Origin of the sequence: Sphingopyxis sp. H115 (genome assembly GCF_001468465.1) — a bacterium.
GTDB lineage: Bacteria > Pseudomonadota > Alphaproteobacteria > Sphingomonadales > Sphingomonadaceae > Sphingopyxis.
The window spans coordinates 168,088-186,747 of the sequence record NZ_LNSA01000002.1; the positions used below are offsets into that span (position 1 = coordinate 168,088).

The following is an 18,660-nucleotide window of genomic DNA, read 5'->3' on the forward strand; positions in this document are numbered from 1 at the left end:
CTTTACCCCTCGGGGGACGGGGAGAAATATCCTCAGAGATCGATCAGCAGGCGCGTCGGATCCTCGATCGCTTCCTTGATCGTCTTGAGGAAGGTCACCGCTTCGCGGCCATCGATCAGGCGATGGTCATAGCTGAGCGCCAGATACATCATCGGACGGACGACGACTTCGCCATTCACCACAACCGGGCGGTCCTCGATACGATGCAGGCCAAGCACCGCCGATTGCGGCGGGTTGATGATCGGGGTCGACATCAGCGACCCGAAAACGCCGCCGTTCGAAATGGTGAAGGTGCCGCCGGTCATGTCGTCCATCGTCAACGTGCCATCCTTGGCACGCTTGCCGAAATCGCCGATCGTCTTTTCGATGTCGGCGAAGCTCAGCGTTTCGGCGTTGCGGATCACGGGCACGACGAGGCCGCTCGGGCCGCTCACCGCGACCGAGATGTCCATATAATTGTTATAGACGATCTCGTCGCCGTCGATCCGGCCGTTGACCGCCGGAATGTCCTTCAGGGCCAGGCAAGCCGCCTTGGTGAAAAAGCCCATGAAGCCCAGGCGCACGCCATGCTTCTTTTCGAACAGATCCTTGTAGCGGCCGCGCGCCTCGATCACCGCCGACATGTCGACGTCGTTGAAGGTCGTCAGCATCGCCGCGGTATCCTGCGCCGCCTTCAGCCGCTTGGCGATCGTCTGGCGCAAGCGGGTCATCTTGACGCGTTCTTCCTGGCGGCCCGGCGCGGCGCTGGCAGCCGGGGCCGGCGCAGCGGCGGGCGCCGGAGCCGGAGCAGTCGGCGCGCTGTTGGCGGCGGCGAGCACATCTTCCTTGGTCAGACGGCCGTCCTTGCCGCTGCCCTGGATCTTCGTCGGATCGACGCCATGCTCGAGCACGAGGCGGCGGACGGCGGGCGACATGGTCGTCACGGTGTCGACGCCATCGGCAGCCGGAGCGGTCGTCGCGGGCGCAGGCGCGGCGGCTTCAGCCTTGGCGGGCGCGGGTGCAGCGGCGGCAGGCGCCGGCGCAGCGGCAGCGCCGCCGGCTTCGACCGTCGCGATCGTCGCGCCGACATTGACCGTGTCGCCGACCGCGGCGAGCTGCTGGCCCATCACGCCCGCGACGGGGGACGGCACTTCGACCGCAACCTTGTCGGTTTCGAGGCTGGCGATGGGCTCGTCGAGCGCGACGGCCTCACCGGGCTTTTTCAGCCATTCGCCGATCGTCGCTTCGGTAACGCTTTCGCCCAGCGTGGGGACTTTGACTTCGGTGCTCATAGGTGCAGTTCCTTGGGGACTTAAGCTTGGGGCTCAGGCTTTGTTCTTGGCGCGGCGGATTTCGGCGCGAACCGACAGGCCGAGCGCATCGGCGACGAGCGCCGACTGTTCGGTCTGGTGGCGGCTCATCAGGCCGGTCGCGGGCGAGGCCGCGGCGGCGCGGCCGGCATAGCGCGGCCGCATGCCCGTCTTGCCCGCTTCGGTCAGCGCGTCCTCGATCAGCTCATTGACGAAGAACCAGGCGCCGTTGTTGCGCGGCTCCTCCTGCGCCCAGACCACCTCTTCAAGCTTCGGCATGCGCTTCAGGCGCACCGCCAGCGGCTCGCCGGGGAACGGGTATAGCTGCTCGATGCGAATCACCGTGGTATCGGCGAGGCCAGCGGCATCGCGCGCTTCCATCAGGTCGTAACCGACCTTCCCCGAACAGAGCACGACGCGCTTGATGTCCTTGTCTGCGGGCGGGGTGCGGTCCGACATGATGCGACGGAAATGCGCGTCGCCGATGAAATCCGAGCGCTGCGACACCGCCAGCTTGTGACGCAGCAGCGATTTGGGCGTCATGATGATCAGCGGCTTGCGGAACGGACGCAGCATCTGGCGGCGCAGGACGTGGAAATAGTTCGACGGGGTCGAAATATTGCACACCTGGATATTGTCGCCCGCGCAAAGCTGGAGGAAACGTTCGAGGCGCGCCGAGCTATGCTCCGGCCCTTGCCCCTCATAGCCATGGGGGAGCAGCATCACGAGGCCGTTGGCGCGCAGCCATTTCGCCTCGCCCGACGCGATGAACTGGTCGATCATGATCTGCGCACCATTGGCGAAGTCGCCGAACTGCGCTTCCCAGAGAACGAGGCTCTTCGGATCGGCCATCGCATAGCCATATTCGAAGCCGAGCACGCCATATTCGGAGAGCGGACTGTCGAGCACCTCGAACCGGCCGTGCGGGACGGTCGTCAGCGGGACATATTTTTCCTCGCTCTTCTGGTCGACCCAGACGGCGTGGCGCTGGCTGAACGTCCCGCGGCCCGAATCCTGTCCCGACAGGCGCACCTGATAGCCTTCGCTAAGCAGCGTCCCGAAGGCAAGACTTTCGGCGGTTGCCCAGTCGAACACTTCGCCGTCGTCCTTGTTCGCGAACATGGCGCCCCGCGCGTCAATCACGCGGCGCAGCGTCTTGTGCACCTCGACGTCGGCGGGGATCGTCGTCAGCGTGCGGCCAATCGCGTCGAACAGTTTTTCGGACACGCCGGTCGCGATGTTGCGACGCGCATTTTCGGGGTCGGCGGGGGCGTGAAGCCCCGACCAGCGGCCCGCGAACCAGTCGGCCTTGTTCGGCTTGTAGCTCTTCGCCGCCTCGAAATCTCCTTCGAGCCGCGCGGCGAATTCGGCGCGGCGCGCATCGGCCCAGCCCGCGTCGATTACTCCTTCGCCTTCGAGCTTCGCGGCGCACAGCTGCGACACCGGCGGATGCTTCCGGATGCTGGCGTACATCAAAGGCTGGGTGAACGAAGGCTCGTCGCCCTCATTGTGGCCAAAGCGGCGGTAACACCACATATCGATCACGACATCGCGCTTGAACTGCTGGCGGAAATCGATCGCGAGCTTGCACGCGAAGGTCACCGCTTCAGGATCGTCGCCGTTGACGTGCAGGATCGGCGCCATCACGCCCTTTGCCACATCCGACGGATAGGGCGACGAGCGCGCGAATTGCGGGCTGGTCGTGAAACCGATCTGGTTGTTGACGATGAAGTGAATGCAGCCGCCGGTGTTGTAGCCGCGAATGCCCGAAAAACCGAGGCATTCCCAGACGATTCCCTGCCCAGCAAAGGCCGCGTCGCCGTGGATCAGCACCGGCAGCACCTGCTCGTGCTTTTGAAGATCGTCGCGCACCACCTGCTGCGCGCGCACCTTGCCAAGCACGACCGGATCGACCGCCTCGAGGTGCGAGGGGTTGGGGACGAGCGACATATGCACCGACGCGCCGCCGAACTCGCGGTCGGTCGAGGTGCCGAGGTGATATTTGACGTCGCCCGAGCCGCCGATGTCGTCGGGGTTGGCGCTGCCGCCGGCGAATTCGTGGAAGATGATCTTGTACGGCTTCGCCATGACGTTCGCGAGCATGTTGAGCCGCCCGCGGTGCGCCATGCCGTACACGATTTCGCGCACGCCATATTGGCCGCCATATTTGATGATCGCTTCCATCGCGGGAATCATGCTCTCGCCGCCGTCGAGGCCGAATCGCTTGGTCCCGACATATTTTTTGGCGAGGAATTTTTCCCACTCCTCGGCCTCGATCACCTTGTTCAGGATGGCGCGTTTGCCCTCGACCGAAAATTCGATGATCTTGTCGGCGCCTTCCATCCGTTCCTGCAGGAACTGGCGCTCCTTCAGATCGGCGATGTGCATATATTCGAGGCCGACATTGCCGCAATAATTGGCGCGCAGGATCGCGACGATCTCGCGAATGGTCGCCTTTTCGAGGCCGAGCGTCCCGCCGATGTAAACCGGGCGATCCAGATCGGCGCCGATGAAACCGTGATATTCAGGGGTCAGGTCGGCGGGCAGCTCGCGCTGGCTGAGGCCGAGCGGATCGAGATTGGCAGCGAGATGGCCGCGCACGCGATAGGTGCGGATCAGCATCATCGCGCGGATCGAATCGTCGGCGGCGCGCTCGACTTCGGCGTTCGACAGCGCGGCACCTGCCTTGGCCGCGGCGGCCTTCACGGCGACCTGCATCTGCTGCGGATCGAGCGCGGCGGTCAGGTCGTCGCTGTCGATCAGCGGCCAGTTCTTCGGCGCCCAGCTGGGGCCGGCCTGCGGCTCGTCGATGTCGAAGCTTTGTCGTTCGAGGTTCATCTGCTTTTCCACGGGGAGGTAGGGGTGGGTCTTATATGGGGAGCACAGGCCCGCCGGCAAAGGGTGCCGGCGGGCCGTCCGGTCAGACGCGTTCCTTGAGCACCTCGGCGAGCGTCGTGCCGAGTTCCGACGGGCTCGCCGACACCTTGATGCCGGCGGCTTCCATCGCCGCGATCTTGCTTTCGGCGTCGCCCTTGCCGCCCGACACGATCGCCCCGGCATGGCCCATGCGGCGGCCCGGAGGCGCGGTGCGGCCCGCGATGAAGCCGGCCATCGGCTTCTTGCGGCCGCGCTTGGCCTCGTCGATCAGGAACTGAGCGGCCTGTTCCTCGGCGTCGCCGCCGATCTCGCCGATCATGATGATCGACTTGGTCGCTTCGTCCGCCAGGAAGAGTTCGAGCACATCGATGAAGTTGGTGCCGTTGACCGGGTCGCCGCCAATCCCGACCGCGGTCGTCTGGCCCAGCCCGACGTTCGAGGTCTGGAACACGGCTTCATAGGTCAGCGTACCCGAGCGCGAGACGACGCCGACGCTGCCCTTTTTGAAGATGTTGCCCGGCATGATGCCGATCTTGCACTCTTCGGGGGTCAGCACGCCGGGGCAGTTCGGGCCGATCAGGCGCGATTTCGAGCCCGAGAGCGCACGCTTCACCTTGACCATGTCGAGCACCGGAATGCCTTCGGTGATGCAGACGATCAGCTCGACCTCGGCATCGATCGCTTCGAGGATCGAATCGGCGGCGAACGGCGGCGGCACATAGATGACCGACGCGGTCGCGCCCGTCGCATGCTTCGCTTCCTCGACGGTGTTGAACATCGGCAAGCCGATGTGCGTCGTGCCGCCCTTACCCGGCGTCACGCCGCCGACCATCTGCGTGCCATAGGCAAGCGCCTGTTCGGTGTGGAAGGTGCCGGTGGCACCGGTCATCCCTTGCGTGATGACCTTGGTATTCTTGTCAATGAGAATGGACATTAATTTTGCTTCCTATCCAAAAGCGCGTTGGTTTCTGAATGCAGCCGGAAAAGTGTCGCCATAAAACTGACAAAGCAACCAAACCAGAACGGCATAAAAGCGAACAATATGAATCCGTGAGGCCCTAATCCCACCGACCACAGCAGCGCAGCAGACAGCAGGAACCAAGAAAGAACCACCAACAGCGACCTTTTCCCATTCGTGAAACGGAGTGCAACGAACCCCGGCGCAGCTCCAACGAGTACGCAGACGATCAGGAAAAGGCCGTCCGTCAGATTCACGCCAGCGACGGATCCAGATTCTTGCACGCGTCGAGCAGTTCCTTGACCGCGTCGACCGAGACCTGCAGGCCGGCCTTGTCGGCCTCGTCGAGTTCGATTTCGACGATCTTCTCGACACCGTTCGCGCCGATCATCACCGGCACACCGACATAGAGGCCATCGACGCCGTACTGGCCGTCGACATAGGCCGCACAGGGAAGGATGCGCTTCTGGTCGCCCAGATAGGCTTCGGCCATCGCGATTCCCGACGCTGCCGGCGCATAAAAGGCCGAACCGGTGCCGAGCAGCGCGACGATTTCGCCACCGCCGCCGCGCGTGCGCTTGACGATCGCGTCGACCTTTTCCTGGCTCGACAGGCCCATCTTCACGAGGTCGGGAACGGGGATGCCGTTGACCGTCGAATAGCGGACGACGGGGACCATCGTGTCGCCATGGCCGCCGAGCACGAAGGTGTTCACATCCTTCACCGACACCTCGAATTCGTCGGCGATGAAGTGGCTGAAGCGTGCCGAGTCGAGCACGCCGGCCATGCCGACGACCTTGTTGTGCGGGAGCCCCGAGAATTCGCGCAGCGCCCAGACCATGGCGTCGAGCGGGTTGGTGATGCAGATAACGAACGCGTCGGGGGCGTTCGCCTTGATGCCCTCGCCGACGGCCTTCATGACCTTCAGGTTGATGCCGAGCAGGTCGTCGCGGCTCATGCCCGGCTTGCGCGCGACACCCGCGGTGACGATGATGACGTCGGCGCCCGCGATGTCCTTATAATCGTTCGAGCCGATGATCTTGGCATCGAAGCCCGCGATCGGGCCGACCTGCGACAGGTCGAGCGCCTTGCCCTGCGGCACGCCTTCGACCACGTCGAACAGGACGACATCGCCGAGTTCCTTCTGCGCGGCGAGCAGCGCCAGCGTTCCGCCGATATTCCCGGCTCCGATCAATGCGATCTTCTTGCGTCCCATGGCGCGCGGCACTCCCTTCTGGCAAGCCCGGCAATTGGTTCACAGACCGGCGGGAGCACGGGCTAAAGCTCCGCTCCGGTCCCAAGACTGGCGACGCCCCTACGCCGATTCCCTTAACGAAACAACCGCCAAAAGGACGAAAAACCGCCTTTTTTTGATAATAGTTCGCAATAACAATAACGGCTCGCGCGCCAGCGACATTCCGGCTTGTTGGCGATACTGGCTTCGCTGCCATGCGCGTGGACGATCATATAGTCTCCTGCGACCGGCCGGTCGTAAAGCTGCACCAAAGGATGGGATATTGCGCCGCCGCGACGGCTGCGGCGCGGCGCAATCATCCATTAACCCTCCCTTATCTCCACTTTGTTACGCGCAAAGCGTGACGCGCGCGATCATCAGCTTCGACACCGAATTGTCGGCGGGCCTCTATCAACGGGGCCATGACGCGCGCGCCAATTTCGAAAGCTCGATCCTCGGCCGCTGCCGCGACGGCGATTTCGGTATCCATTTCCAGATGGATATGCTCGAACGCTATGGCCTGACCGGCGTTTTCTTCGTCGATCCGATGCCCGCGCTTGTCCATGGGCCATCGATCGTCCGCGACATCGTCGCCCCGATCGTCGCGCGCGGGCACGAGGTCCAACTGCACATCCACACCGAATGGCTCGCCTTCGCGCGCTTCAACCCCGTCGGGCGCCTGAACGGGCGCAACATCGGCGACTTCCCGCTCGGCGCGCAGAAAAAGCTCATCGGGCTTGCCGCTGACATGCTGGTGCGCGCGGGCGCGCCCGATCCCGTCGCTTTTCGCGCCGGCAATTTCGGCGCCAACGACGACACGCTGCGCGCGCTCGCCGCGCTTGGCTTCGCTTATGACAGCAGCTTCAACGGCGCCTATGTCGGCCGGGGCTGCGACATCGTGCTCGACCCGGGGAACATCGGGATGCGGATTCACCATGGCGTTTGCGAAGTGCCCGTCAGCGGCCTCATGGATCGCGCCGACAGCTTTCGGCCGGCGCAGCTTTGCGCGATGTCCGAAGAAGAAATGCGCGACGCGCTCGATCATGCGGCCGCGAGCGGGGCGATCCAATTCTCCGCCTTCAGCCATAGTTTCGAGCTTTTGAGCCGCGACCGCGCCGTCGCCAACCGCCTCGCGATCGCACGGATGGAGGCGCTTTGCCAGGCGGTGGCCGCCGATCGCCGTATATCCAGTGGCGGCTTCGCCGACCTGCCCGCCCCGCCGCCGCGACCGGGATCGATCAGGCTGCCCGAACCGCGCCCCCTGCGGACTCTGCGCCGGACTGCCGAACAGGCAGCGGGACATCTGGCCCACGAGGTGCGCTACGTCCGCAGCCTCGCATATGTCACCGCCAACACGTCACGCTGGGGGAAGATTGCCGGCGGCATCCTCCTGGCCATGGCCTAGCGCGAGATAATCGTCCGACTGCATCTCGGCGAGCCGGCTCGCCGTGCGCTCGAATTCGAACGCCCCGTCGCCTGCGACATAGAGCTGGTCGGGCGCCGCCGCCGCGCTTGCCAGCAGCTTGACCTTATATTCGTAAAGCGCGTCGATCAGCGTCACGAAGCGCGCCGCCTCGTTGCGGTTCTCCGGCCCCATGCGCGGGATGCCGACGAGGATGACAGTGTGGAAATGCCGCGCGACCGCTAGATAATCCGACGCCCCGCGCGCCTCTCCGCACAATTTCTTGAACGAAAACACAGCAACGCCCTTCAACGCTTTCGGCACATGCAATGTGCGCCCGCCGCCGACGTCGAGATCGAGCGTGGGCACATTGGCGCGATCCTCGGGCGGATAGTCGGTCAGGCGGAAGAAGGCAGCGGACAGCGCCGCGCTGGCGGCATCGTCGGCGGGTACGAACCAGCGCGCGCCGTCGCCCAGCCGGTCGCGCCGATAATCGGTCGGGCCGTTGAGACCCATCACGTCCAGCCGATCCTCGACCAGCGCGATGAAGGGCAGGAAATGTTCGCGGTTGAGTCCGTCCTTGTAGAGATCCTGCGGCGGCCGGTTCGATGTCGCGACCATCGTCAGTCCGCGGTCGATCAGCGCGGTAAACAGGCGCGACAGGATCATCGCATCGGCGCTGTTGTTCACGACCATTTCGTCGAAGGCGAGGCAGCGGACATTCTCGGCGAGCGCCTCGGCAACGAGCGGGATCGGGTCTCCGCTTTCGCTCTTCCGCACCTCTCGCATCCGCGCATGGACGTCGAGCATGAAGGCATGGAAATGGACGCGCTTCTTTCGCTGGATGTGCAGCCGGTCGTAGAAGAGGTCCATCAGCATCGACTTGCCGCGTCCGACCGCACCCCACAGATAGACGCCGCGCGGGCTCTCGGGCTTGCGGCCGGCGATCCGCCACAGCAGGCTACCACGTGGCGGTGCCGCCTCAAGATCCTGCTGCAACTGGTTCAGCCGCACCGCCGCGCTGCGTTGCTCGGCATCGGGCTTGAGCTCGCCCGCCGCGACGAGCGCGTCATAGTCGGCAAGGACGGTCGTCACTTAGTGCTTGCCTTGCGGATCGTCCCGGCAAAGCTCAGCACGATATGGCCGTCGCCCTCGCCCTGTACGACCAGCCCGCGCAAGAAGATCAGCCGGCCGGTTTCGCGCACCAGTTCGACCAGGGCGTCGAGCGGTTCGCCGACCCGTCCCGCCCCGACGAATTGCGTCGACAGGTCGAGCGTGACCGAATGACCCGCGTTGAGCGATCCGAACTGATGCGACGCCGCGAACAGCGCGATGTCGACGAGGGCAAGGGTCACCGCGCCATGGACATTGTCGCCGAGATTGCTGTGCTTGCGTTCGGGGAGCATGCGAACGCGGGCGCGCGGGCGCCCGTCTTCGGTCGGCGTCTCGACACGAACCGTCAGCGGTTCGATGAAGGCGTTGAAGCGTGTCGGGTCCTTGAGGTCCCAGCTCATCCAGCCGCCGTCCAGTTCCTCGGCGCTGAAATGGTCGCGGCGCTTCGGCTCCTCGATCCCGTCGTTCATGCCCTGCAATATCCGTCCAATTTCTTCGAGCGTATCAGCTCGCCATAATGATCGGCCATCGCCGTGGCGCGGGCGCCGTCCTGGCCGATCCATTCGGCGGCGCCGGAAACCCAGCCCGCCGAACAGCTCTCAAGCGTGCCCGTCCCGCGCGCGCAAGCGATAAAATCGCGAAAGGCCACATGCCAGCGCGCAAAACCATGCCGATCCATGACCGGGCCGTGCCCCGGAACGATCTGTTTCGCCCCCGATCGTGCGACGTCGCCCAGCGCCTCCAGCCAGCCTTCGGGGCAGGCGGTGTCGAGAAAGGGCACAGGAAGCGTGACAAGGTCGCCGACGATCGCGCGCCGGGCCGCTGCATCGTAAATCCATAGGTCGCGCTCGGTCGCTGCATGACGGGCGATACGCACCGACAGGGCACGGCCGGCGAAGACGATATCGTGTGGCGTGTCGATGACGATATCGGGCTGGAGCTCGGGCCCGCGCGCAATCGTTTCCAGATCGCCCTCGACATCGGGAAGCGCCGCGGCGGGAATCCGACCCGCGGCGAGGGCCTTGCGCGACACCGCCGCGCTGGTCGCAAGAAAGCCGGTGAGCGCGCCGTCGATCGCCGAGGTCCCGTAGACGCGCGCATCGGGATGCGCCGCCTTGAGCGGCAGATTGCCGCTGACATGGTCGAGATGCCAGTGCGTGTTGACGATCGCGGCGAGCGGCAGGTCAAGCGCGCCAAGAGCCCGGTCGACGGATTCGCTATGGCTGGCATGACGCCCCGTATCGACGAGCACCGCGCCCGCCGTCCCTCTAAGGATGACGCTGTTTCCGTCGGGCGAACGCCCCGGCTCGAACCCGCCCGGCACGAGCCAGGTCGCATCGCCAAGCGCAACGGCGCCGGGCAATTCCGAAACGGGCCCGGGATCGATCGTCGACGCGCAGGATACGAGCGCCAGCGCAGCGAGTGCCGCCAGCGCGCTGCGCATCAGACGTGCCGCTCGGCTTCCAGCTTCTTGATCTCGGCGATCGCGCGCGCCGGGCTCAGCCCCTTGGGGCAGGCATTGGCGCAATTCATGATCGTGTGGCAGCGATAGAGGCGGAACGGATCCTCGAGTTCGTCGAGCCGCTCGCCCGTCATCTCGTCGCGGCTGTCGGCAAGCCAGCGATAGGCCTGAAGCAGGATCGCGGGGCCGAGGAACTTGTCGCTGTTCCACCAATAGCTCGGGCAGCTTGTCGAGCAGCAGGCGCAAAGGATGCACTCATAGAGGCCGTCGAGCTTTTCGCGCTCCTCGGGCGACTGGAGCCGTTCCTTGCCGCTCGGCGTCGTCGTCTTGGTCTTCAGCCAGGGCTCGATCGACGCATATTGTGCGTAGAAATGGGTGAAGTCGGGAACGAGATCCTTGATCACATCCATCGCCGGCAACGGGGTGATCGTGACGTCGCCCTTCAGATCCTCGATCGCGGTGGTGCAGGCGAGGCCGTTCTTGCCATTCATGTTCATCGAACAGCTGCCGCAAATCCCTTCGCGGCACGACCGGCGGAAAGTCAGCGTCGAATCCTGCTCGCTCTTCATCTTGATGAGCGCATCGAGCACCATCGGACCGCATTTTTCGGTGTCGATCTCGAAGGTGTCGAAGCGCGGATTCTGGCCGCTGTCGGGATCGTAGCGATAGACCTTGAATTTCTTTACTGCCGTGGCGCCCTCGGCCTTGTGGACCTTGCCCGTCTTTTGCGGGCGGCTGTTCTTGGGCAGGACGAATTGAGCCATATCGCGAGGTTCCCTATGCAATTGCGCGCTGCCTAGACCCGATTGGCGTGGGCGGCAAGGGGGTCAAGACGCGCAGAACGCGCGAAAGCCGCTGGCGGCGCGGCGGACGAGCCGCTAGGTGCGCAGCGATGAGCGAAGACGCCGCCCAACCCGCCGTTACCAGCCGCAGCGTCGCGCGCGGGCTCGGCACGACCGTGCTGGCGCGGCTCGGCGCGGTTGTGGAGATCGTCGCGCAGCCCCTTTATGTGCTGATGTTCGGCCTCGCGGGCTATGGCCTCTATGCCGTGCTGTGGGCGACGATCAACCTGCTCGAAAATATCTTCGACACCGGGATGACCAGCGCGATGCAGCGCACCGTGCCGCAATCGGCCAGCGACGCCGAGGCGGCGGCCGCGCTGCGCACCGCAATAATCTTTGGCGTCGGCCCCTGCCTGATCGTCGCGGCGCTGATCGCGCTGTTTGCCGCCGAGCTTGGCCCACTGCTCAACGTGGCGGAAAAGGATCGCGCGCTCGTCACGCCTGCGATCCAGATTTTTGTGTGGGCGCTGCCACTGTGGGCCTTTGTCGAAATCGCGACGTCGGCGCTGCGCGCGCGCATGGTGTTCGGCGCCGAAATCCGCCTGCGGATCGTTTGGGAACAGGTGATCCGGCTGATATTCGCGGGCCTGTTCTTCGCGGGCGGACTGGGGCTGAAAGGCCTGTTCATCGCACATCTCTGTTCGCTGGCGATCACGGCGATCCTCTGTGTCCGACTGCTCGCCCGCTATTATAATTTTGCCGACCTGTGGCGCGTACCCCGGGCGACCGAAACCGCGCGCAACACCTTTTGGGCAGGGCTGTCGATCTTGCCGTCGAATATCATCGCACGGCTGTTTGGCGACGCGCCAGCGCTGGTCCTCAACCTGCTGCTGCCGGGCGCGGCGGGGGCCGCCGCCGCGGGGCTGTTCACTATCGCGCGCAAATTGTCGAGCGTCGTCCAGCTTGTCAGAATCGCCTTTGTCTATGTCATGGCGCCCCTCGCCGCGAGCGCCGAACGCGAAGACCGGCGCCAGGTCGCTGACATCTATGCCTATGCGACGCGGCTGATCTCGGCGATCACCCTCCCGCTCGCCGCGGTCCTTGCCGCCGGCAGCGCGTCGCTGCTCGGGCTGTTCGGCGAGCAGGCACAGGCCGCGCAGGCGGCCCTCGTCATCCTGCTTTTTGCCCGCGCCGCAGAGGCCGTCCTCGGTATCGCCGCCCCGGTGCTGCAAGTCGTCGCCGCCTTCAGCCAGCAACTGACCGCCAGCATCTTCGGCGTCGGCCTTGCAGTGGGTGCCGGGTGGCTGATCGTTGGCCATCTCGACCCGCTGACCGGCGTTACCTTGGCCACCGCGATCGGGGTCGTCGCGATGGCGGGCATTCCGATGCTCCAGCTTGCGGTCACCGACAAGCTTCACCCGTTCGACGCCCAGTTCCCTGCGGTAGCCATGCGCGCCGGCGCGATCACCTTGGCCGCCGGGGCTCTAGCGATCCTGGCCGACCGACTGCCCGATATTTTTTCGCTGCCGCTGATCGTGCTGATCGCCATCGCTTCGGTCTGGCTGGCGATGCGCTTCGCCTTGCCATTCGCCGATCGTGCCTCGCTGGGCAAGACCGGTCGCCGATTGCGACTGGTGGGAGGTGACGGCACATGACCGACACAGCGCCGTCAGCACGCATTGCGATCTATGATCTGGACCGGACAGTGTTGCGCAAACCGACCTTCACCCTGTTCCTGTTTTGGGCGGCGTGGCGTGATAAGCCGTGGCGCCTGCTGCTGCTGCCCGCGCTGGCCGCCCTGATGATCGGCTATGCGCTCCGCCTCTACGGACGCGACCGGTTCAAGCCGGCGGCCATCCGCCTGATGCTCGGTTCCGCGATATCGCCGGCTCGCGCCGAAAGGCTGGCAGCGCATTTTGCCGCATGGCGCGTTCCGCGCGATGTGCCCCCGGGCGCCGCCGCGTGCATCGCGCACGACCGTGCCGAGGGCTATCGCCTGCTCATGGCGACGGCTGCACCCGAATTTTATGCCACCGCGATCGCCGACGCGCTCGATTTCGATGCGATCGTCGCGTCGCGGCACCGCCGCGATGCTGCGGGAAACTGGCTGGCCGAGCTCGACGGGCCCAACTGCTATGGCGAAGAAAAGGCGCGGCGCGTCGCCGAATGGCTCGCGGCCAATGTCGGAACAGGCACCGTCCATATTCGCGCCTATTCGGACCATGCCAGCGACGCACCGACCTTTGCGCTCGCAAATGAAGCCTGGCTGATCGGGCGCGGCGAAAAATTCATCCGGCGCGCGGCGCTGCATGGCTGGCGGAACGCGGATTTCGAGGACGCCACGGCGGACGCGGTGATTGGGGCCCGATAATGCGCATCCTTTTCCTGTTCATCGGCGAACCCCACCAGATCTTCCACGCTCTTCCCATTGCCGCCGAAATGGCGGCCGACGGCCATCAGATCGACGTGGCGGTCGCGGGCGCGGACCATTTGCGCATGGTCGATCAAGTGGCCCACGCTTACCCTGGTTTCGTCCCCCGCGTGACGCTGCTCGGCCAAAGGGGGATCAGCCGCTGGCTGCGCGACCGCGCGCTCATTCGCCACCCGCGCTTGCCGATCCTGTTCGGGGCGCTGCGCTTCCTGCGTCAATTCGACGCGATCGTGGTTCCCGAACGAACCACCACCGCGATCCGCCACTTTCTTTCGCGGCGGACGCGTCTGATCTTCACGCCACACGGCGCCGGCGATCGCGCGATCATGCTCGACCCGCGCGACCGGCATTTCGATTTCGTGCTGGTCGCGGGGGAAAAAAGCGAACAGCGTCTGCTCGAAGCGGGAACGATCCGCCCGGGCCATTATGCGGTCAACGGCTATGTAAAGCTCGACCTTATGAAGCGATTGCAAAAAACCCGCGAACCCCTGTTCGACAACGATCGCCCTACCGTCCTTTACGCACCGCATTTCCATCGCGGACTGTCGTCATGGGATCGGTTCGGTCGCGATATCATCGGCTGGTTCGCCGCGCAGGACCGATATAATCTGGTGGTCGCGCCGCATGTCCGACTGTTTGCGGAAGCCGGCGACGCCGCGCGCGAAGCGGTGGAACGGCTCGCCATAGCCGACAAGATATTGGTCGACCTGCAATCCGACCGGCTCTTCGACATGAGCTATACGAGTGGCGCCGATATCTATCTTGGCGACGTCAGCAGCCAGGTTTACGAATTCCTCGGTACCCCGCGGCCGTGCCTGTTCCTCAATGCGCATCGCGTCAACTGGGTCGGCGATCCCGATTATCTTTTCTGGACGCTGGGAGATGTTCTGGACGACCTGACCCAATTGCCGGACGCACTCGACCAGGCGCCCGCACGGCACACGCTCTATTCGGCCGCGCAATGCGACAGGCTGGCCGAATCGATCGGCGGCGATCCCACCGGCGCGGCGCGGCGCGGCGCCGAGGCGATCTCGCGCTTCCTTGCAATGGGCGCCGGGAAGGATAAGAGCGGCCAATGATCGATACCCCCGCCTTGCCCGCCCTGACACCGATTGGCGACAATCCGACGCCGCTTTGGGGCATGTCCAATGCCGAACGCCTGCGTCGGCTGGCCCGCGCGGAGGGCTTGCCCGACGCCTCTCCGCCATCGAGCGCGCATCTCTACGCCAACCTCGACTATGTCTTCGACCCGGTCTGGCTGCGCCATATCGTGACGCTGCCCAACACGGTTCTGATGGACGGCGATGCGCTTGTAATGGCGCATCTGACGGGTGGTTTGCGTCCCGAGGATATGGCGAGCCATCGCGGCGCGTTGACGATCATCGATTATCGCGCCAACCCGCAAATTTATAACCGCCAGCTGCGCAAGCTCGATTGCCCGTTCGTGCAGCGGCTAACCCCCGAGACGCGGCGCCAAATCGAACGGAAAAGCTATTTCGGCGCCTATAAGGGCGTCACCGACGCCCTGACGAAATATCTCTGGCCGGAGCTGGCCTTTTGGCTGACGCGCGGCGCCGCGAGCATCGGCATGACCCCGAACATGGTCACCGCAATCGGCGCCGCGCTTTGCGTCTATGCCACCTACCTCTTTGCTTACGGTCACTACTGGACCGGCATGCTCGCGGGCTTCGTCTTCATGGTGCTCGACACGGTCGATGGGAAGCTCGCGCGCTGCACGATCACCTCGTCGAAATGGGGCAATGTCGCCGATCATGGCGTCGACCTGATCCATCCGCCCTTCTGGTGGTATTTCTGGGGCGTCGGGCTTGGCACCTGGGGCCTTGCGCTGTCCGGTCAGACCTTTCTTTGGGTGATGATCGCAGTCGTCGCGGGCTACATACTCCAGCGCGTGATCGAGGGGTTATTCATCAAGGATTTCGGCATGGACATCCATGTCTGGCAACGGTTCGACAGCCAGTTTCGCCTGGTCACCGCGCGGCGCAATCCGAACTTCGCGATCCTCTTTTTCGCAACGCTCGCCGGACGCCCCGACATCGGCCTGATCGCGGTGGCGTGGTGGACGGTCATCTCGCTGATCGTCCATGCGGTGCGGCTGGTGCAGGCCTATGCCGTCAAGCGTTCGGGCTACCCGATCACCAGCTGGATGGAAGAAGCATGAACGAAACCATCGCGAAATTCGGCCACCCCGCGACGCTGGTCGCTGAATACGATCACTGGGTCGTGCTGCTGCGTCCGGCGCAGCCGACGCTCGGCGCGCTCGTGCTCGCGGCAAAGTCCGACGCAACGGCGTTCGGCGACCTGCCCGCCGAAGCGCATGCCGAACTCAAGGTCGCGACCACTGCGATCGAAGCCGCGCTGGGCCAGGCGGTCGGTTATGCCAAGATCAACTATCTGATGCTGATGATGGTCGATCCGCACGTCCATTTCCACGTTCTGCCACGCTACGACGGCGAACGTTCGGGCGCGGGGCTGACAGTCGCCGATGCCGGCTGGCCGGCGCAGCCCGACCTCGGACACGCGGTCAAGCTGGGCGACGCACAGGTCGCGGCGCTCACCGGCTGGCTCAAACCCTATTTCGCGTAACGGCCTTCCTCGGCCCATTTCGCGGTGAGCGCGTCGGCGGCGTCGACGTCCTGCGGGAAGTCGACTTCCTGCCATTCGAGCCCTTCGATCGATACGGTGCCGACGCGGTTGCCCTTCGCGATGATGTCGATTGCGCGCAGATACCAGCGTTCAACCCCGTCGGGGGTGCGCATCATCTGGTCAACCTGGTTGCGGAAGATCGACGGACCGTCGCCCACGAAGGCGAGCATGCCGATCGATTCGGCATTGGTGTCCGGGGGCAGCAGCCGCTTGCCGATATGGTGCAGCCGCCCCTCGGCGTCGCGGTTCACCTTCATGTCGTCGTCGTCATAGTCGGGTTTGACGTCGACAGTGACGTTGATCGCCTCGTTCGCGCCCGCGATTAGCTTCGACACGATTTCGTCCGAGACGATGGTGTCGCCGTTGAGGATGATGAAATCGCGGTCCATCTCCTCGCGCGCGATCCAGCAGGTGCCCAAATTGTCGGCGACCTGGAAAAAGGGATTGAACAAAGTGCGGATACGCGCGCCGGTGTCGCGATAGAGCTGGAGCGCATGATCCTCGACGCGCTCGGTGCGAAAACCCGTAACGACAACAATGTCCTTGATCCCGTTCGCGACGAGTGCCGCGACCTGCCAGCTGATCAGGCTGCGGCCGTTGAACTCGATCAGGCATTTGGGAACGTCGCGGGTCAGCGGCAGAAGGCGCGAGCCCTGCCCCGCCGACAGGATAATGGCTTTGTCGATGCTCATAGCGGCTGGCCTATAGCCGCTTCGCGGCGCGCGGCAAATATCGCTTCGATCAGCTCGATATCGGCGGGCTTGTCGGCGTCGATGCACGCCTCGGGCTCGGACATCGGCACGACCTTCGCCGTCAGCCCGAACCGGAGTCCGGCGCGCGCGATTCCCTGCTGGATCGTGAAGAGGCGAAGCAGCGCACAGACAAGCAACCACGGTCCGAAAGCCGCAATGATCTTCAGCCCTTTCTTGCGGTCGCGTTCGATACGCCCCCAAAAATCGAGCAACGGCAGCACGCGGCGTCCACGAAGCCAAAACATGTTCGCGCCCGACCACCAACCGCCGCGAAATTTAAGCCAGGTACGCTTCGACTGCGGATAGCGCGCGAGCAGAACCTCGCGTTCGACCATCGCCACCGCAACGTCGCTGTCGTCGGCGCCGCGCAGGAACTCGGCGACCATCGTCGGCGTCAGCAGCACATTGTCGGCGGTCGTGACAAGCAGTGGATCGTCGCCCGGCGGCAGCGCGGCGGCGAGCGAGCTGCTGATTCCTTGTCCCGAATCGACGAAATGCAGATCGGCAAAGCCCGCCAGCTCCGGTTCGGCGGCGAGTCCCGCGCTGTTCTGCGCGAGGATCGTGATCGCGCCGACGTCGGACGATGCGCGGAGCGCCGCCACGGCATGAACGAGCATTGCCTGCCCCGCGATCGGCAGCATCGCCTTGGTCGATACGCCGCTACCCGTCAGCAACGGATCGGGGCCGGGGCGGCTACCCGCGAGGATAATCGCCGGAATCGGCTCTTTCATTGTGCGGCCTTGGCGGGGGGCGCGACCCGCCGCGCCGTGACGCCGCGTAGGAAATCGGCCGCCTCGTCAAGCACCGGCCCGCGGTTTCGGAACGGCGCGGCAAGCGCCATAACGATGCCCGTATGTCCCATGCCCGGATAGATGCGCAGCGCGGCCGAGCCGCCCGCACGCTCGATCGCCGCAGCAAGATTCTGGCTATTGCGCGGGCGCACCACCTCGTCCTCGTCGCCGGTCGCAAGCCACAGCGGCGGCGCATCGCCGCGCGCGAAATGGATAGGCTGCGTCCGTTCGGCGGGCCTGACTTTCCCCATCGCCCGGTCGCCCCGGCCGCCTTTTTCGAACGGCAGGAAATCATAGGGTCCCGCCAGCCCGACCACGCCGCGGATGATTGAGGGGTCGCTCTTCGCAGCCCGCAGCCATTGCGGGTCGAGCGCGAGCATTGCGGCATTATAGGCGCCCGCAGAATGGCCCATCAGCGCGATGCGGTCGGGGTCGCCGCCAAGTCCTCCGATATGCTCGTGCGTCCACGCGGTCGCCGCGGCACTATCTTCGATAAAATCGGGCCAATGCGCCTTGGGTACCAGCCGGTAGTCGGGGATCACGACGACAAAGCCCTCCCGTGCCAGCGCTCGCCCGGCGAACCCGTAGCTGCCCCGTTCGCCGCTGTCCCAGCCGCCGCCGTAGAAGAAGACGATGACAGGCAACCGATCCCCCTCGCGGAGATTGTCGGGAACCCAGATATCGAGCGACTGACGCGGACCCCGGCCATAGGTTTGGTCGGCGAGCAGTAGCCGGGCGCCATCGCCCTGCCCAAGCAATTTGTCGGCCATGTTGAGCGATTTGGCGCCGCCTGCGACGATCATCTTGGCGCCGCCGCCGAACAGCAGCACGAGCAGCAGCAGCACGAATAGGATTTTGATCAACCGTTGTCCCTTGACTTCGCGCCCCGTCATAAGGTCCGCGCC

19 protein-coding genes are annotated in these 18,660 nt (G+C 64.8%); 6 read left to right on the plus strand and 13 right to left on the minus strand.

What is annotated here, in order from left to right; genetic code table 11:
* Positions 1–32 precede the first annotated feature (32 nt).
* The 6 genes from odhB to ATE71_RS21965 form a co-directional block, all read right to left on the minus strand.
* On the minus strand, positions 33–1,271 hold the full coding sequence (gene odhB, locus ATE71_RS02475) for a 2-oxoglutarate dehydrogenase complex dihydrolipoyllysine-residue succinyltransferase (protein WP_058801855.1): 1,239 nt from the start codon (positions 1,269–1,271) through the stop codon (positions 33–35).
* Between the two features lie 33 nt (positions 1,272–1,304).
* Positions 1,305–4,127, minus strand: coding sequence for a 2-oxoglutarate dehydrogenase E1 component (locus tag ATE71_RS02480; protein WP_058801957.1), 2,823 nt, complete (start codon positions 4,125–4,127; stop codon positions 1,305–1,307).
* A gap of 82 nt (positions 4,128–4,209) precedes the next feature.
* Positions 4,210–5,100 carry a succinate--CoA ligase subunit alpha gene (gene sucD, locus ATE71_RS02485; RefSeq protein ID WP_058801856.1) on the minus strand — a complete coding sequence of 297 codons (891 nt, stop codon included), beginning with the start codon at positions 5,098–5,100 and terminating at the stop codon, positions 4,210–4,212.
* The gene (locus ATE71_RS02490) at positions 5,100–5,381 is read right to left on the minus strand and encodes a hypothetical protein (RefSeq protein ID WP_058801857.1); all 282 of its coding nucleotides are present in this window, start codon (positions 5,379–5,381) and stop codon (positions 5,100–5,102) included. The genes sucD and ATE71_RS02490 overlap by 1 nt, the downstream gene beginning before the upstream one ends.
* Positions 5,378–6,340 carry a malate dehydrogenase gene (gene mdh / locus ATE71_RS02495; RefSeq protein ID WP_058801858.1) on the minus strand — a complete coding sequence of 321 codons (963 nt, stop codon included), beginning with the start codon at positions 6,338–6,340 and terminating at the stop codon, positions 5,378–5,380. The genes ATE71_RS02490 and mdh overlap by 4 nt, the downstream gene beginning before the upstream one ends.
* A 113-nt stretch (positions 6,341–6,453) precedes the next feature.
* The gene (locus tag ATE71_RS21965; protein WP_152998606.1) at positions 6,454–6,678 is read right to left on the minus strand and encodes a hypothetical protein; all 225 of its coding nucleotides are present in this window, start codon (positions 6,676–6,678) and stop codon (positions 6,454–6,456) included.
* 41 nt (positions 6,679–6,719) lie between these two features.
* Here ATE71_RS21965 and ATE71_RS02500 point away from each other — a divergent pair, with 41 nt between their 5' ends.
* Complete coding sequence (locus ATE71_RS02500) at positions 6,720–7,763, plus strand: polysaccharide deacetylase family protein (RefSeq protein WP_058801859.1); 1,044 nt, start codon at positions 6,720–6,722, stop codon at positions 7,761–7,763.
* Here ATE71_RS02500 and zapE read toward each other — a convergent pair.
* The 4 genes from zapE to ATE71_RS02520 are packed head-to-tail and all read right to left on the minus strand — an operon-like array spanning position 7,716 to position 11,099.
* Positions 7,716–8,855, minus strand: coding sequence for a cell division protein ZapE (zapE, locus tag ATE71_RS02505; RefSeq protein WP_058801860.1), 1,140 nt, complete (start codon positions 8,853–8,855; stop codon positions 7,716–7,718). The two genes, ATE71_RS02500 and zapE, sit on opposite strands and share 48 nt — an antisense overlap.
* Complete coding sequence (locus ATE71_RS02510; protein ID WP_152998607.1) at positions 8,852–9,343, minus strand: PaaI family thioesterase; 492 nt, start codon at positions 9,341–9,343, stop codon at positions 8,852–8,854. The genes zapE and ATE71_RS02510 overlap by 4 nt, the downstream gene beginning before the upstream one ends.
* Positions 9,340–10,317, minus strand: a complete 978-nt coding sequence (locus ATE71_RS02515; RefSeq protein WP_058801861.1) for an MBL fold metallo-hydrolase — start codon at positions 10,315–10,317, stop codon at positions 9,340–9,342. The genes ATE71_RS02510 and ATE71_RS02515 overlap by 4 nt, the downstream gene beginning before the upstream one ends.
* Positions 10,317–11,099, minus strand: a complete 783-nt coding sequence (locus ATE71_RS02520; RefSeq protein ID WP_058801862.1) for a succinate dehydrogenase iron-sulfur subunit — start codon at positions 11,097–11,099, stop codon at positions 10,317–10,319. The genes ATE71_RS02515 and ATE71_RS02520 overlap by 1 nt, the downstream gene beginning before the upstream one ends.
* A 128-nt stretch (positions 11,100–11,227) precedes the next feature.
* Between ATE71_RS02520 and ATE71_RS02525 the strand changes: the two genes are divergently transcribed.
* From ATE71_RS02525 to ATE71_RS02545, 5 genes are read left to right on the plus strand one after another with little or no spacing between them, the layout of a single operon-like run.
* Positions 11,228–12,772 carry a lipopolysaccharide biosynthesis protein gene (locus ATE71_RS02525; RefSeq protein WP_058801863.1) on the plus strand — a complete coding sequence of 515 codons (1,545 nt, stop codon included), beginning with the start codon at positions 11,228–11,230 and terminating at the stop codon, positions 12,770–12,772.
* Positions 12,769–13,488, plus strand: a complete 720-nt coding sequence (locus ATE71_RS02530; protein WP_058801864.1) for an HAD-IB family phosphatase — start codon at positions 12,769–12,771, stop codon at positions 13,486–13,488. Before ATE71_RS02525 ends, ATE71_RS02530 begins: the two co-directional genes overlap by 4 nt.
* A complete protein-coding gene (locus ATE71_RS02535; RefSeq protein WP_058801865.1) occupies positions 13,488–14,627 on the plus strand; it encodes a hypothetical protein in 1,140 nt (379 codons plus the stop codon). Before ATE71_RS02530 ends, ATE71_RS02535 begins: the two co-directional genes overlap by 1 nt.
* Positions 14,624–15,727 carry a CDP-alcohol phosphatidyltransferase family protein gene (locus tag ATE71_RS02540; protein ID WP_058801866.1) on the plus strand — a complete coding sequence of 368 codons (1,104 nt, stop codon included), beginning with the start codon at positions 14,624–14,626 and terminating at the stop codon, positions 15,725–15,727. The genes ATE71_RS02535 and ATE71_RS02540 overlap by 4 nt, the downstream gene beginning before the upstream one ends.
* Complete coding sequence (locus ATE71_RS02545; protein WP_058801867.1) at positions 15,724–16,152, plus strand: HIT family protein; 429 nt, start codon at positions 15,724–15,726, stop codon at positions 16,150–16,152. The genes ATE71_RS02540 and ATE71_RS02545 overlap by 4 nt, the downstream gene beginning before the upstream one ends.
* Here the strand turns inward: ATE71_RS02545 and ATE71_RS02550 are convergent.
* Genes ATE71_RS02550 through ATE71_RS02560 form a run of 3 tightly spaced genes read right to left on the minus strand, consistent with a single transcriptional unit; the run spans position 16,140 to position 18,618 of the window.
* Positions 16,140–16,904, minus strand: a complete 765-nt coding sequence (locus ATE71_RS02550; RefSeq protein ID WP_058801868.1) for a sugar phosphate nucleotidyltransferase — start codon at positions 16,902–16,904, stop codon at positions 16,140–16,142. The two genes, ATE71_RS02545 and ATE71_RS02550, sit on opposite strands and share 13 nt — an antisense overlap.
* A complete protein-coding gene (locus ATE71_RS02555) occupies positions 16,901–17,695 on the minus strand; it encodes a nucleotidyltransferase family protein (protein ID WP_058801869.1) in 795 nt (264 codons plus the stop codon). Before ATE71_RS02555 ends, ATE71_RS02550 begins: the two co-directional genes overlap by 4 nt.
* Entirely contained in the window at positions 17,692–18,618 is a 927-nt protein-coding gene (locus tag ATE71_RS02560) for an alpha/beta hydrolase (protein ID WP_058801959.1), read from the minus strand. The genes ATE71_RS02555 and ATE71_RS02560 overlap by 4 nt, the downstream gene beginning before the upstream one ends.
* Positions 18,619–18,660: the final 42 nt, after the last annotated feature.